The sequence below is a fragment of the Paenibacillus humicola genome (assembly GCF_028826105.1).
In the GTDB taxonomy this organism is placed as follows: domain Bacteria; phylum Bacillota; class Bacilli; order Paenibacillales; family Paenibacillaceae; genus Paenibacillus_Z; species Paenibacillus_Z humicola.
Map to the genome: position 1 here is coordinate 3,826,847 of NZ_JAQGPL010000001.1, position 14,370 is coordinate 3,841,216.

Consider the following 14,370-nt stretch of genomic DNA (forward strand, 5'->3'; position numbering starts at 1 on the left):
TTTTTAGTCCGTCCCCCCGGCCTCCGGGCCGTCCCCGTCGCGGTGCCCGTCCTTACCGGACGCTCCGGCCGCCTCTTCGGCCTGAACCAGCTCGGTCCAGCCGCCCAGCTGCTTCGCGCGGCCGTCGCGCATCAGCTTGCCGACCGCGCGCTTGAACGCCGATTTGCTGATGCCGAACTTCTGCTTAATGATATCGGCCGGCGTTTCGTCGGAATACGGCATTCTGCCGCCTGGCCGCTCTTCCAGAAAGGCCAGAATCCGGTCGGCATCCTCCACGCGGCCGACTTCCTTCGGAGGAACCATCGACAGGTTGACCCGCCCGTCCTCGCGCACGAACGTTACTCGCGCGCGGGCGCGCTCGCCCAGCCTTAACGGATGCGAACGCTCGCTTTCCGGAATGAGCCCCATGGCGCCGAAGCCGATCACGCCGCCGTCGATCAGGACAAAGGAACCGAGCTTCAGCGTTTTGGTCACCCAGCCCTCCACCCAAGTATGGCGCCAGGCTGACGGCACGCGAAAAGCCAGCTTCGCCAGCTGCTCCTCGCTTGCCGTTTTCGCCACCAGGCGGCCGGCTTTGTCGTGCGCGAGCGTCACGTACACTTCGTCGCCGCGCTGCGGCCGCAGCTCCTTCGCTTCCGGCTGCTCCGACATCGGCAGCAGCAGCTGGCGGCCGAGCCCCATCTCCAGAAATGCGCCGATGCGCGGGTGAAGATCGGCCACGGCCAGCCGGGCCACATCGCCGAGCGTAATCAGCGGCTTTTTCATCGTGGCGGCCGGACGGTCTTCCGAATCAAAGTACAGGAACACGTCGACTTCTGCGCCCGGCTTCGGTTTTTTGTCGATGATTTCCGTATAATGCATCAGCACTTCCGAGTCGCCGTCGGTCAGGAAAAAGCCGTAGGGCGGCACTTCGCGCGCCACCCTCAGCTTTTGTATCGTCCCCGCAATGAGGCTCATGCGAACTCCACGACCTTCGCGTCGGACCAAAGCCGCTCCAGGCTGTAATATTCGCGCTCGTCGCGGTGGAACACGTGAACGACGACATCACCGAGATCGACCAGCACCCACCTTGCCGAATCCATCCCTTCAACGCCGCGCACGCGCGCTCCGCTTTCTTCCGCCCGCTTGCGAATTTCCGTCGTGATCGCCTGCACCTGCGTATCGGAATTACCGTGGCAGATTACAAAATAATCCGCCACCAGCGATACGCCCGTCAGATTGAGCGCCACGATTTGATGCGCTTTTTTGTCCTCCGCCGCAGCCACCACGAGCTGCATCAGTTCGTCCGCTTTCACCGTCATTGCTCAGCCTCCCGCACCGTTAAAATCAAATCATTGCGCGCCGCCACCGTCAATGGATAAATCCTTTTGCCCTGCGCCAGCAAATATGAAATCGTCGAGTCGAACCCGGCGATCAGCGCCTTCTCCAAACTATGCTCGGCTAATTCCCGGATTTTATGCACCCCGGGAAAATCGCGTCCGGGCTCCATATAGTCGGCCAGGCAGACGATTTTGTCGAGCAGCGTCATGCGCTCCCGTCCCGACGTATGGTAGCGGATCGCGTCCAGCACCTGATGGTCGGACACGCCGTAATCCCGCTCCGCCACGAACGCGCCGACAGGCGCGTGCCACAGTTCCTTATCATAGTCCAGCAGATCGGCGGGCAGTCCCTGCCCGCGGATGATCGTTTCCATCCTCGCCGTCGGCCAATACTTCGCCACATCGTGCAAAATCGCCGCCCGGTCCGCCTTCTCCGGGTCCCCGCCGAAACGCTCGGCGAGCTTGACCGCCGTCTCCATGACGCCGAGCGTATGCGCCCACCGGCGCTCCGGCATTTCAGCGCGAACCGCTTCCATCATCGTGTTACGATTCATACAGACCGTTCCTTTTTATAAACGAATACACTTTCTCGGGCACGAGGAAACGAATCGACCGTCCTTCGGCGCAGCGCTTCCGTATATCCGTTGACGATATGCCGATTTGCGGCATTTGCGCGATGCGCAGCTTTCCGCTAATAAAAGCAGGCAGCCTGTCCTTGTCGATGGATTCTCCCGGCCGTTCGACCCCGATAAAATCGACGACGTCCGCCAGCTCCTCGATCCGGTGCCATTTCGGCAGATCATTGACACGGTCGGAGCCGATGATATAGCTGAACGTTCTGCCCGGGTACAGCTCTTGAAGCGACCGCACCGTATCGATCGAATAGCTCGTGCCGCCGCGCTCCAGCTCGATATCCATCGCCCGGAAATGCGGCTGAAAATCGATGGCGCGGTATACCATTTCGAGCCGGAATCCGCCGTCCGCCTCGGGCTCGCCAGCCTTAAGCGGCGGCTTGCAGGACGGGACGAACCATATCTCGTCCAGCCCGCATGTCTCGCGCGCCGTCTCGGCAGCAAGCAAATGGCCGAAATGAATCGGGTCGAACGTGCCGCCCATTATGCCGACTTTTAACACCGTAACCTTTTCCTCCCCGCAGCAGCACGTGCGGATACTCCGCCCGACAACCGCCGATATCGAGACGCGGCCGCCTATGGCAGCTCAATCGTCTTATGATCCTTCGATTCCTTGTAGAGCACGATCGTCTTGCCGATCACTTGGACGAGCTCGGCGCCCGCTTCCGCCGCGACCCATTCCCCGATCTCCTTCGGGTCGTCCAGGCAGTTGTTCAGCACCGAAACCTTCAGCAGCTCCCGCTTTTCGATCGCTTCCTGCACATGGCGGACGAGATGCTCGTTCGCGCCTCCTTTGCCCACCTGAAATACCGGTGTCAAATGGTGCGCGAGCGCCCGCAGATGTCGTTTTTGCTTCCCTGTCAGCATCGTATTGTTCGTTCCTTCGTCGTCAATTTTAACGTTCGCGTCCGAGCGCCTCCAGCACCGTCTCGCGCATTGCCGCCACCGGGGCGGGCACACCTGTCCAGTACTCGAATGCATATGCGCCCTGGTAAATAAACATGCCCAGCCCGCCGTGAATGCGGCAGCCCCGATCCTCCGCCGAGGACAGAAAACGGGTCGTCAGCGGATTGTATATCAAATCGCTCGCGACCGTGCCGGGCTTCAGCCACGACGGGTCGAACGGAACCTCGTCCACGTTCGGATGCATGCCCGCCGGCGTCGTATTGATCACGATGTCGGCTTCCGCGCAGGCGTCCCGCAGCCGGTCCCAGCCGATCGCGCGAAGGTCGGCGCTTCCTTTAAACGCTTCAGCCAGCGCCTGGGCGCGTTCCGGCGTCCGGTTCACGATCGTGATCCGCCCTGGCGATTCTTTGCACAGCGCGTAGAGGATCCCGCGCGTCGCCCCGCCGGCGCCGACGATCAGCACATGCTTGCCGGCGAGCTCCGGCTCCGCTTCTTCCTTGAGCGACCGGACATAGCCGATGCCGTCCGTGTTAAAGCCGATCAGCCTTCCGTCTTCGTTCACAATCGTATTGACGGCGCCGATCGCTTCCGCACTTTCGTCGATTTCGTCCAGAAACGGCATGATGTCCAGCTTGTGCGGAATCGTCACGTTGACGCCGCGGATGCCCATGGCCCTCACGCCGGCGGCAAAGTCGCCGAGCCGCTCCTTCATTATATGAAAGGCGATATACATTCCGTTCACGCCCGTTTCTTGAAAAGCCCGGTTCAGCATAACCGGCGATTTGGAATGGCGGACCGGATCGCCGATGACGCAGTACAGCGTCGTATGACTGTCGACCGCCCATGCGGTGCCGGCCTGTGCCGCCGCCCCGCCGCTCGTCGTCCCCATGAAACGTTCACTCTCCCAACATGCAGACCTTTAAGCCGTTTTTCGTTCCGAGCGTAAAGCTGCCGCCTGCCGCGGTTAAATCAGCGCATCCCGCAGCAGCACCCGGACGCCCTTCGGTGCAAAAACGTCGATCAGCGCGCCTTCGCCGCCGTTGACGTGCACCCAGCCGAGGCCAGAAATAAACACATCGTTGTCGCCGCCGCGCTTCACCGTCAGCCGGTGGCGCGTCCATTCCGGCATATCCGCCAGCTGCTCACGGCTCGGCGGGGCGAGCATTTCGCCGCGGTGCTCGGCGTACAGCTCGTCCGCCCGCTCCAGCTTCGTCCGATGAACGGAAAGCGCGTTCGAGATATACAGCGTAAACGACTGCCGCGCGCCTTCCACAAAATCGATCCGGGCCAGCGCACCGATGAACAGCGTCTGCCGGTCGTTCAGCTGATAGACGAGCTGTTTGACCGGCTTGTCCGGAAGCAGCGCCTGCAGCACGCCGCGCGGGACGATTTCCGTCATCCGGTGGGCATAGACAATGCCCGGCGTATCGATGATATCGTTACCGTCGTCCAGCGGGATGTGTACCGCATCCAGCGTCGTTCCCGGGTATCGGGACGTCGTCAGCTCGCGTCCAAGGTCGCTGTAATCGCGGATCAGCTTATTGATCAGCGTCGATTTCCCGACATTTGTCGCGCCGACGACATACACGTCGCGGCGGCCGCGGTGCCTGCCAAGCGCTTCGATCACGTGCTCGAAGCCGAAGCCCCGCTTGGCGCTGCACAGGACGATGTCGACGGTCCGCAGTCCCTGCGCCTTCGCCTGCTTCTGCACCCAGTTGCGAAGGCGGTTCAGGTTGATTCCTTTTGGCAGCAGATCGATTTTGTTCGCGACGAGCAGTACGGGATTGCTGCCGACAAACCGCTGCAGGCCGGAAATCAGACTGCCTTCGAAGTCGAAAATATCGACGATATGTACGACAAGGCTGTCCGTAGCGGCGATGCCGCCCAGCAGCCTGAGAAAGTCGTCCTGGTCGACGGCGACCGAGGACGCTTCGTTGTAGTTTTTGATGCGGAAGCACCGCTGGCAAATCGCCGGCTCCCGCTCCAGCGCCGCGGCCGGCACAAAGCCGGGCTTGTCCGTATCTGCGGTTTGCAGCCGGACGCCGCAGCCGGCGCAAGCTCCCTGCTCATGAATCGGTTTCGTCAAGAATGGCGTTCCTCCTCGGGCCAAAGCCCTTTTTTGCGCAGGCGGGAGAGCGCGACCCGCTCGATCATCCGGTTAAAGCGCGTCGTAAAGCCTTCATCGCCCGGCGCGATCGGATTGACGAGAATCGTGAACAGCCCCATCCGCCGTCCGCCGAGCACGTCGGTCATGAGCTGGTCGCCGATGACCGCCGTCTCTTCCGCCGGAAGCGCCAGCTCCTTCAGCGCCTTGAGGAACGCTTTACCTGCGGGCTTGCGAGCGGCATGCACGTAGCGGATATGGAGCGGCTCGGCAAACCTCGAGACGCGCGTCAGGTTGTTGTTCGATACGATCACGACGCGAAAGCCGTGGTCGCGCACGACGTCCAGCCATTTCACGAGCTGCGGCGTCGCGAGCGGCACTTTGGCGCCGACAAGCGTATTGTCGAGATCGGTAATGATGCCTCTCAGCCCTTTTTTCTGCAAAGCCTGCAAATCGATATCGTAAATGGTATTGACGCGCATATGCGGCAACATCCGTTCAAACATGCCTTTGTCTCCCCTGCGTTCACTATCACCGAAACTATACCACACAAAGGGCGTTTGTTCAAAGATGCCCCCTAAATCCCCCGGAGGGGGGACCCCAGGGCCCCGGCCCTCTGGACACCTCTTTTATTGCCCCCTAAATCCCCCGGAGGGGGACCCCGAGGGCCCCGGCCCTCTGGACATCTCCTTTTTTGTCCCCTAAGTCCCCCGGAGGGGGACCCAGAGGGCCCCGGCCCTCTGGACACCCGGATATTGGCGTTCCTTCTACTCGGCCGTCGTTGAAATGTCTGAGAGCTCCCCTCGCTTGTCGTCCGCATTCGCGGACACGCTTTACGTTTGACGTTCTTTCCTCGCTGTTTGCCTTGATGTCCCCGCTGGGGACTCTTGAGGGCTTTCTTCCTTTTACATTATTTTTTAACAGTTTGCCCGATATTTACGCGGATACGCTTAAAAAGCCCGGGGGCGCCTAAGGCGCCCGGCCGGGCTGAAACCGTGTTAACCGATCCGCTCCCGGATGGATTTGACGTGAGCTTCGAAGCGGATCGCTTCCTCCTCGGACAGCTTGTCGGGGCTGTAGAGCGCTTTTTCGAACGAGAGCAGCACGGCGCCGAATTCGTTCTGCAGCGACGTGAGACGAGCCGACCAGCGCAAAACCGATTCGCGCACCGTCTCGTGCTCCTCCCGGTCGAGGCCTTTGCGGCGGCAGTACCGCAGCAGCCGATTCGTTTCTTTAACGACCCGCTCATTCGGCGAGCCGGCGCTGTTCCGGCGCCATGTCCGCCAAACGGCGGCAATCGCTTTCCGGCGCAGGAAGACGACCGCCGCAATCAGCAGCATAACCGCTCCGGCGAACGACGCGATCAGGTCGTTGCGCGGAATCGCGGGTTCTTCGGCCGGATCGGCTGACGGCGTGCTGTCCGGAGCGCTTTGGATGTCGGGAATCGCAGCCGGTTCGTCCTCGGGCATCGCATACGGATAGGCGAAGCCCGCGGTCGCTTCGAACGGCACCCAGCCGTACCCGTCGAAGTACACCTCGACCCACGAGTGGGCGTCGGCGTTGCGCACCGTGTAGGTTCCCGCTCCGTCGGGATTGATGTTCGCGCCGGTAATGCCTTCCATTTGCATCTCTTCCGGATCGACCGGCATCGAGCCCGGCGCATAACCTTTTACCCAGCGTGCCGGAATGTCGGCGGCTCTCGTCAACACCGCCATCGCCGTCGAGAAGTAGTCGCAATATCCTTCTTTAATTTCGAACAGGAACGAATCGACGAAATCCCTGCTCCGTTTTTTGCTGAGATCGGGTTCGTTCGTATACTGAAAATTCGTCTGCAAATAGTTTTCGATCGCCAGCACCTTGTCGTAGGCCGTCGCCTTCCCTTTCGTCAGCTCGGCGGCCAAATTTCGGACGCGCTGGGGAAGCGATTCCGGGAGCTGCAGGTACATGGCGTTAACGGCCCCGTCATCGTTCCCGGCTTTGCGCAGCGCCGCTTCGTCCAGCACCGCCACGTCGGAGACGAGCGAGTACGATTTCGGGTACGCCGCTCCTCTCGGCAGGCGAAGCTCCCAGGAGTCCGGCAGCCAACGCATCGAATACGGCACGGTATCGCCGCCGTTTATGGACACGACGGACGAGATCGGACCGGCGCCGAACAGGACGGGAAAACGGTCCTTGCGCACCATTTCGACCGTCTGCTCCACCTTCTCCACATGATCGGAGGAAGCATTTCCGCTTGTCGGGAGCGATTGCTTAAGCGCGGTCATTTCGACCGATTCTTCCTCCCGCTCTCCAGAAGCTTCCTGCCAGCCTCTGCCGCTGTAAAACGCTTTGGTTTCCCCGCGCCAATAGCTGCGTTTCGTCGTCGTCACGGTCATGACCGGCGAATAATCGAAACGGAACCCTCCGCCGAGCGCACTGTCGTTGCGGCTGTAGCCCGACCGGGTATCGCCCTCGCTCCCGGATACGGCGGTTGTGTCCACCTTCGCTCCGATCAGCGACGGCACGGCCTCGCCTCTCGCTTCCTTCCAGGCGGTATACGGGTCCGTCAACAGCGGTTTAACGGAAGGGACGAACAAGCCCGCGCCCATGACGAGCGCGATAATGAACAGCACGGGCAGAAAGAGGCTTGCCGGGTAATCCGTCAACTGCCTCCAGCTGTCGGGATGCCGCTGCCGGAAGCTCGTAAAATGGCTGGCGACAAGCCAAGCCAGCCCGATGCCGACCGTCCAGGCGATTTCCTGCCACAGGTAAATCGGCGTAAACAGCGAATCGTCGACGGCCAGCGTCACGAGCGACGCTCCGACGACCGTCATGATCAGCGACCTGCGCTTGCGGCAGATGACGATCGCATGGAACAGCACGAGCACCGTCAGGCCGATCCAGATAAACGGGGACAGCTGACCCGCATTCGCTCCGGCCCAGACCAGCCAGTCGGCCGCCCTCTTCTTCTCGCCTATAAAAGGAATCCATTTATAGCCGGAATACGCGATATTCAGCGCAATCAGCGCGCACAGCTGAATCACGAGGCGCCAGGCCGTCCGCGGAACAAACAGCGAGGTCAGCACCGCCGCAAGCAGCGTGCCGTGCACAATGGCGAACGTTTCGTCCCACCACCAGTCCTGCAGGCAGCGGATCCATTCGAAGACAAGCAAAGCCGCAAAAACGACCGACATTTTAAAATAAGTACCGGTTTTCGCCCATTTCACGACCGTTTGAACAAACGTATTTCTCACCGGGCACTTCCTCCTTCAAGCGTATCCGGCAGCTCCCGCAGCGATTCGATCGCATGAACGGAAAAGCCCCCTTTCGCCAGCAGGCGCAGCCATTCGGAAGCGCCGCGCTCCATGCCGCCCCCCGCGCTGTAGGCCGTAATGCCTTTCAAATATATGAGGACCGGAACGGCGCCTCTTCGTCCGAGCCATTCCATGGCTTTTACCGTTTCCTCGCCCTTCTCCGGGGTGACCAGCACGACGATGGAGCCGGGAGGGACGAGCGACTCGCCCTGCCGGAGCGCCCTGTAAAGCGGCGCGCTGCCGTCCGCCTGCACGCGGACAAGATGGTTCATGACGAGCTGCCGCTGGGCGGAGGTCGGCTGCGGGTCGAAGCCTTGGAGCGCTTCCCCGACCGACAAAAGGCCCATTGCCGCCGAACGGCGGAAGCCGAAATCCATCAAGGAGGCGACGGTCGAAACCGCCAGCTCGAACTGCTCGCTCCGCTCGTACCCGCCTGAGTAGCGGTCGAGCATAATGACCGTGCGCGGCAGCGATTCGTGTTCGAATTCCTTCGATTTCCACTGGCCGGTCTTGGCCGTGGCGTTCCAATGGATGCGCGACAGCTTGTCGCCGTAAATATATTCGCGAACGCCGTTGATCTGCGTCGTCTCCTTCGCCGACAGGCGCGAGGCGGACGTGGAATACGGGCCTTTCGCTCCCCGCCTTAAAATCTGCCATTGCCGGATCGCCACCATACGCGGATAAACGCTGAAAGGCGCCGGCGATTCAAAGGTGCCCGTATGCTCGAACAGCCCGAAAATATCCCGCGTCGAGCATTCCGTCTTTGCAAAGCGATAGACGCCTCGTTCCAATGGGGGGGTCGTATAGACGATTTCGCCGCTGCGCCTATAGCTCGGGACGAACGAAGCCTCGAACGGAACCGGCTCCCCGTCCTGGCGGATCAGCCGGTCGCGGACAAGCACATACGGGATCGGCCAGACGCCGGGAATTTGCACGAAAACCTGCACGTCGACGCGCGCGCCGGCCGTCAGCGTCTGCTCCAACGTCGCGCCGCCCACCCCCGCCAGCCGCCTGCTCCCGGTTACGCTGCCGATGCCGCTCCAGCGGCCGAGCACCAAATACACAAGCAGCACGTTAAAAATGCAAAACAGCATCAATGCCGTTTTTCCGCCCTGAAACAGCAGAAAAAGAAGGGAAACGGCGTAAACCAAGCCGATGATTCGCCATCTCGTCATGGCCGTAATTGCCGTAAACATGGCGCTTATCGCTCCATCCGGACCGGAACGCTTGTCGCGCGGACGACGGAGTCGACAACTTCCTCCGGCGTCAGGCCGTTCATGCGCGCTTCCGTCTGCAGCATGATCCGGTGGGAAAGAACGGCCGGCGCGAGCGCTTTAATATCGTCGGGGATGACGTAATCCCGCTCCTGCAGGAAGGCGTTCGCCTTCGCCGCCGACATGAGGGAAATGGCGGCCCGGGGGCTTGCGCCGAGCAGGACGCCGCCGTGTTCGCGGGTGCCGCGGATAATCCGGATCAAATAATCGGCGATCGCTTCATCCGTATGCACGAGGCGGACGGCCTCCATCATCTGCGCGATTTGCTGAATATCGGCAACGGGCTCAAGCTGCTCCGCCGGCGACATGGAATGGGGGGAGAGCACCATCTGGCGTTCGGTCGCGGCATCCGGGTAGCCGAGCGAAAGCTTCATCATAAACCGGTCGAGCTGCGCCTCCGGCAGGGTATACGTGCCTTCGAATTCGATCGGGTTCTGGGTGGCGATGAGCACGAACGGCTGCGGCAGCGCGTACGTCTCGCTGTCCATCGTCACATGCCGCTCCTCCATCGCTTCCAGCAGCGCAGACTGCGTCTTCGTCGTCGCCCGGTTGATCTCGTCCACGAGCAGCAGATTCGCCATGACGGGACCCGGCCGAAAAATAAAAGCTTCAACCTTGGGATGATAAATGGAAACGCCTGTTATATCGGTAGGAAGCAGGTCCGGGTTGCATTGAATGCGGCGGAAACGGCCGCCGATCGTGCGGGCAAGCGCCTTCACAAGCTGGGTTTTGCCGGTGCCGGGAACGTCCTCGAGCAGAATATGGCCGCCTGCAAGGAGCGCTGTCAAAAAACGTTCGATTTCGGCATTTTTCCCCAGGATACAGCTCTCCAGATTGCGGCGAATCGCTCGGCTTAAAGAGTATTCTGCGCTGCGGTTGTCCATCGTTAAACCCTCCCGGATGATGAGATAAATGGATATAGTTCTGGATTCTATTATTTTACAAAATAGTCGCAGCCGCGTACAACCGTAAATCCGACAAAAAAAATTGGAGAATCCCACAGGGAAGCTCCAATTTTACGCGAATGTAAGCCTTTCGTTTCCAGTCCTTCAGCCTTTCGGCCGGACGACCAGCGCCGCCAGAAAGGAGAAAATGATCGCCGCCGATATGCCGGCGCTCGTCAAGTCGAAGATACCGGTCAGCACCCCGACCCAGCCGTCCCGGTGCATTTCCGTAATCGCTCCGTGCACGAGCGCGTTGCCGAAGCTGGTAATCGGCACGGTCGCGCCCGCACCCGCAAAGTCGACGAGCGGATCGTACCAGCCGATCCCGTCGACCACCGCTCCGGCCACGACCAGCGTCGCCATCGTATGCGCCGGCGTCAGCTTCGCCACATCGAACATAAGCTGGCCGATGACGCAGATGGCGCCGCCAACCAGAAACGCCCATAAGTACACCATATTTTCCACTCCTTTCGGTCTAATTTTGCCCCCGTTCGATAGCGACGGCGTGCGCGATGCACGGGATGCTTTCGCCCTGCTGATACGACAGCGGGGACAGCAGCGCGCCGGTAGCCACCACGAGAATCCGGTTCAGATCGCCGCGCGCGAGCCGCTTCAGCAGATGGCCGTAAGTCACGACGGCCGAGCATGCGCATCCGCTTCCGCCCGCCTGCACGCTTTGCTTGTCGACATCGTACACCATCAGGCCGCAGTCGGAGAAAACCGTGCTGTCCATCGGCACCCCTTCGCGGGCCAGCAAATCGGATGCGATTTTGTGGCCGACCCTTGCCAGGTCTCCCGTTACGATCAAATCGTAGTCGCCCGGAGCCCTGCCGGTATCGTTAAAATGCGACTTGATCGTATCGACCGCCGCCGGCGCCATTGCCGCCCCCATATTGAACGGGTCCTTGATGCCGAGATCGACGATTTTGCCGATCGTCGCGCATTCGACCACAGGGCCGCTCCCTTCATGCGCCAGGACGGCCGCGCCCGCTCCCGTAACGGTAAACTGCGCCGTCGGCGGCTTCTGGGAACCGTATTCGGTCGGGTAGCGAAACTGCTTCTCGGCCGTGCAGTTATGGCTGCTCGTTCCGGCAAGCACGTACTGCCCGGAGCCCGAATTGACGATCAGCGCCGCAAGCGCCAGCGATTCCATCGAAGTCGAGCAGGCGCCGAATACGCCGAGGTAAGGCGCGCCGATCGTGCGGGCGGCGAAGCTGCTCGAAATGATCTGGTTCATCAAATCGCCGCCGACATAAAATTGCAGCCGTTTCTTGTCCAGCTGCGCGGCCTTCAGCGCAAAATCGGATGCCTGCTCCAGCAGCAGCCGCTCCGCCTTTTCCCAGCTTTTCTGCTGCATGTCGAGCTCGGGGTGGACCAGATCGAAATCGGACGCGAGCGGACCGTTCCCTTCCTCGGGGCCGACGACGGTCGCCGCCCCGGCGATGACGGGCCTCCGGTCGAACCACCACGTTTGTGCGCCCCGGAGCATGTCAGTGCCCCTTAATGCCGAGCGCCATGTAAATGATGCCGACGAAGAAAGCCGCCACCGTGCCGAAGACGATGACCGAACCGGCCAGCTTGAACATGTTGCCGCCCACGCCGAGCACAAGCCCTTCGCTGCGATGCTCGAGCGCCGCCGAACACATCGAGTTGGCAAAGCCGGTAACGGGAACGGCCGTACCCGCTCCCGCCCATTGAGCGATCTTGTCATAGACACCCATGCAGGTCATAATGACGGAGATCAGGATGAGCACCGCCACGGTCGGATTGGCCGCCTGCTTGCGCCCCATATCGAATACATAAACGAAGAAATCCTGAATCCCCTGTCCCGCGAGACAGATGGCGCCCCCGACGAGAAAGGCGCGGATGCAGTTGGCCAGCACCGACCGGGACGGCTCGCGCGTTTTGGCGAACGCCTGATACTCCTTTGGCGACATGGCCGTTTTTTTAAATTTGGCGCCTGATTTCACTGCCACTTCGCGAATCTCCTTTCAGCTTCGGATCAAACTTAGGTACAGTATTTGTCATTCGAGGCTGCATTATGCCGCGGCGCACGGGATGACATGCGGGCAGGCGGGTAAGCGGAGTAAGGCTGTGGATTGAAGCCGGAATCTTGCCGGGGCAGCGCGTACGAAGACCGGTCGGTGAGCATAAAAAAGCCTCCGGTTTATTTCCCCCGGAGGAAAATCGCGTATCCTATCGGATACTATGCCGCGCTGCTGCCGGATGCGCCCTTCAAGGCGGATTCAAAAAAGCGCGGCGACCAAAAGAACGGCCAGCAGCACGTACAGCGCCAGGACAAGCACCATAACGGTCCGTTGCATCGAGCCAAGCAGCTCCTCTCAAATGGTCTTGGGTCTTTAGACCATCTTATGCGGACAGGAGCGGATGCGGAGATTGTCCGGCATAAAGCTTCCGGGAGCACCTCCCGGACGGACGAATGATGCGAAACGTCGGTGCTCTCGAAGAGAGAAGGCGCGGAGCTTTGTTTCCCGCAAAGGCGGGACGTATGCACAGCGAAGGGAGAACGCCGTATCCCGCAAGCGGCGCGAAAATGAGCTGCGGATCTGCAAAAAAGCCGGGGTTTCGCGACGTCGCGGTTTTCGTTATCCCGACTGCCGGACGATGAGCCGGGCGGCGAGCACCACCTTCTCCGGCGGCGCTTCGGGTCGCTCCAGTCTGCGCACGAACGTCTCCACGGCCCGGATGCCGAGCCATTCCTTGGCCAGATCGACCGTCGTCAGCGGAACGGGCGCGGCGCCGCTCGCCGCCGTGTTGTCGATGCCGACGACCCGGCAGCCGCCCGGCACGCGGACGTCCTGGACGGCAAGCAGGCGGACGAGCTCCAGCGCGATATCGTCGTTCGCGCAGACGAAGCCGTCCGGCAGCCCTTTCTCGGCAGCCGCCGAGGCCAGCCTGCGGGCGAGCGCGGCGCGCCATGGAGACGAACCGTACGGAATCGTCCATTTGCGCAGCTGAACGGCCGTTTTGCCGCCATCCCTGGGGGAGCGGTCCAGCTTCAGAGCGGCATAGCCGGACGTCCTTTTGCCGTTCAGATCGTCGATGGCGATCCGGCAGCCCCACCACCGCTCCCGAAAGCTGACCGCGAAGCTGTCCCGGCCGACGAACGCGATAGACTCGCAGCCCTGCGACATTAATTGGTGGCAGGCCATGCGGCCGGCTTCCGCGTTCGCGTTCAGCACCGCATCGGTGAAGGCGACGGGCTCCTCGTGATCGACGAGCACGAGCGGAAGGCCGGTCCGCTTCAGCTCAAGCAGCGCTTCGGCGGGGCAGCTGCCGGCGATAATATAGCCGGCCGCCCGTTCGCCGCCGTCCGGGACGCAAAGCGGCCGGCCGCCGCCGCTCTCGCGGAACGTAAAATAACGCGCGCGGTACCCGTACTGCCTGCAGCCCGCTTCGATGCCCTGGCGGATCCGTTGCCAGAAATACGGCTCCTCGGCATGCCGTTCGGGAAGGCCGACATCGATCAGCCCCCCTTCTTGCTCGCGTTCGCGGTCCGCATCCGCGCCGCATGCGGCGCCGGGCACCCCGCCCGTCGCTCCGCTTCTTAAGACCGCTTCGCCTCTTCCGGCCGCTCCGTCGCGGCCTGCTTTCCCCGGCGGAGACTGGTAGCCGAGCGCCCGGGCCATCGCCACCACCTGCCGCCGGGTCGCTTCGCTGATGCCGTCCTTGCCGGCCAGCGCCTGCGATACGGTATATTTCGATACGCCGAGCCGGTCGGCGATTTGCTGCATCGACACTTTTTGCGCCATGCCGTCCGCCCCTTTCCTAAGCTGATCTTTCCATTGACAAGCCGCTGCATCTTCCTCTAAAGTAGTCGCCGGAAACGGGTGTTGTCAACCTAACAATCCTAACATTTTAAGGTTTCTCTGAAACT

15 protein-coding genes are annotated in these 14,370 nt (G+C 61.4%); all 15 read right to left on the reverse strand.

Features of this window, described 5'->3' with window-relative positions; translation table 11 throughout:
• Positions 1 to 3: 3 nt before the first annotated feature.
• Positions 4 to 957 carry a CvfB family protein gene (locus PD282_RS17765; protein ID WP_274651979.1) on the reverse strand — a complete coding sequence of 318 codons (954 nt, stop codon included), beginning with the start codon at positions 955 to 957 and terminating at the stop codon, positions 4 to 6.
• On the reverse strand, positions 954 to 1,301 hold the full coding sequence (rsfS, locus tag PD282_RS17770; RefSeq protein ID WP_274651980.1) for a ribosome silencing factor: 348 nt from the start codon (positions 1,299 to 1,301) through the stop codon (positions 954 to 956). The genes PD282_RS17765 and rsfS overlap by 4 nt, the downstream gene beginning before the upstream one ends.
• Positions 1,298 to 1,873: a bis(5'-nucleosyl)-tetraphosphatase (symmetrical) YqeK gene (gene yqeK / locus PD282_RS17775; protein WP_274651981.1), complete on the reverse strand. Its 576-nt coding sequence runs from the start codon at positions 1,871 to 1,873 to the stop codon at positions 1,298 to 1,300. The genes rsfS and yqeK overlap by 4 nt, the downstream gene beginning before the upstream one ends.
• Positions 1,863 to 2,453 (reverse strand): nicotinate-nucleotide adenylyltransferase, encoded by a 591-nt coding sequence (gene nadD / locus PD282_RS17780; protein ID WP_274651982.1) that lies wholly within the window; start codon positions 2,451 to 2,453, stop codon positions 1,863 to 1,865. Before nadD ends, yqeK begins: the two co-directional genes overlap by 11 nt.
• Positions 2,454 to 2,527: 74 nt before the next feature.
• The gene (gene yhbY / locus PD282_RS17785; protein ID WP_274651983.1) at positions 2,528 to 2,818 is read right to left on the reverse strand and encodes a ribosome assembly RNA-binding protein YhbY; all 291 of its coding nucleotides are present in this window, start codon (positions 2,816 to 2,818) and stop codon (positions 2,528 to 2,530) included.
• A 28-nt stretch (positions 2,819 to 2,846) separates the two neighbouring features.
• A complete protein-coding gene (aroE, locus tag PD282_RS17790; protein WP_274651984.1) occupies positions 2,847 to 3,746 on the reverse strand; it encodes a shikimate dehydrogenase in 900 nt (299 codons plus the stop codon).
• 75 nt (positions 3,747 to 3,821) lie between these two features.
• On the reverse strand, positions 3,822 to 4,943 hold the full coding sequence (gene yqeH, locus PD282_RS17795) for a ribosome biogenesis GTPase YqeH (RefSeq protein ID WP_274651985.1): 1,122 nt from the start codon (positions 4,941 to 4,943) through the stop codon (positions 3,822 to 3,824).
• Complete coding sequence (locus tag PD282_RS17800) at positions 4,940 to 5,512, reverse strand: YqeG family HAD IIIA-type phosphatase (RefSeq protein WP_338045200.1); 573 nt, start codon at positions 5,510 to 5,512, stop codon at positions 4,940 to 4,942. The genes yqeH and PD282_RS17800 overlap by 4 nt, the downstream gene beginning before the upstream one ends.
• Before the next feature lie 447 nt (positions 5,513 to 5,959).
• Positions 5,960 to 8,194, reverse strand: a complete 2,235-nt coding sequence (locus tag PD282_RS17805; protein WP_274651987.1) for a transglutaminase TgpA family protein — start codon at positions 8,192 to 8,194, stop codon at positions 5,960 to 5,962.
• Positions 8,191 to 9,450: a DUF58 domain-containing protein gene (locus PD282_RS17810; protein WP_274651988.1), complete on the reverse strand. Its 1,260-nt coding sequence runs from the start codon at positions 9,448 to 9,450 to the stop codon at positions 8,191 to 8,193. Before PD282_RS17810 ends, PD282_RS17805 begins: the two co-directional genes overlap by 4 nt.
• A 5-nt stretch (positions 9,451 to 9,455) precedes the next feature.
• Positions 9,456 to 10,412, reverse strand: a complete 957-nt coding sequence (locus PD282_RS17815; RefSeq protein WP_274651989.1) for an AAA family ATPase — start codon at positions 10,410 to 10,412, stop codon at positions 9,456 to 9,458.
• A gap of 165 nt (positions 10,413 to 10,577) precedes the next feature.
• On the reverse strand, positions 10,578 to 10,928 hold the full coding sequence (spoVAE, locus tag PD282_RS17820) for a stage V sporulation protein AE (RefSeq protein WP_274651990.1): 351 nt from the start codon (positions 10,926 to 10,928) through the stop codon (positions 10,578 to 10,580).
• Between the two features lie 19 nt (positions 10,929 to 10,947).
• On the reverse strand, positions 10,948 to 11,961 hold the full coding sequence (gene spoVAD / locus PD282_RS17825; protein ID WP_274651991.1) for a stage V sporulation protein AD: 1,014 nt from the start codon (positions 11,959 to 11,961) through the stop codon (positions 10,948 to 10,950).
• 1 nt (position 11,962) lies between these two features.
• Positions 11,963 to 12,409, reverse strand: coding sequence for a stage V sporulation protein AC (gene spoVAC, locus PD282_RS17830; RefSeq protein WP_274655300.1), 447 nt, complete (start codon positions 12,407 to 12,409; stop codon positions 11,963 to 11,965).
• A gap of 669 nt (positions 12,410 to 13,078) precedes the next feature.
• Positions 13,079 to 14,245: a LacI family DNA-binding transcriptional regulator gene (locus PD282_RS17835; RefSeq protein WP_274651992.1), complete on the reverse strand. Its 1,167-nt coding sequence runs from the start codon at positions 14,243 to 14,245 to the stop codon at positions 13,079 to 13,081.
• Positions 14,246 to 14,370: the final 125 nt, after the last annotated feature.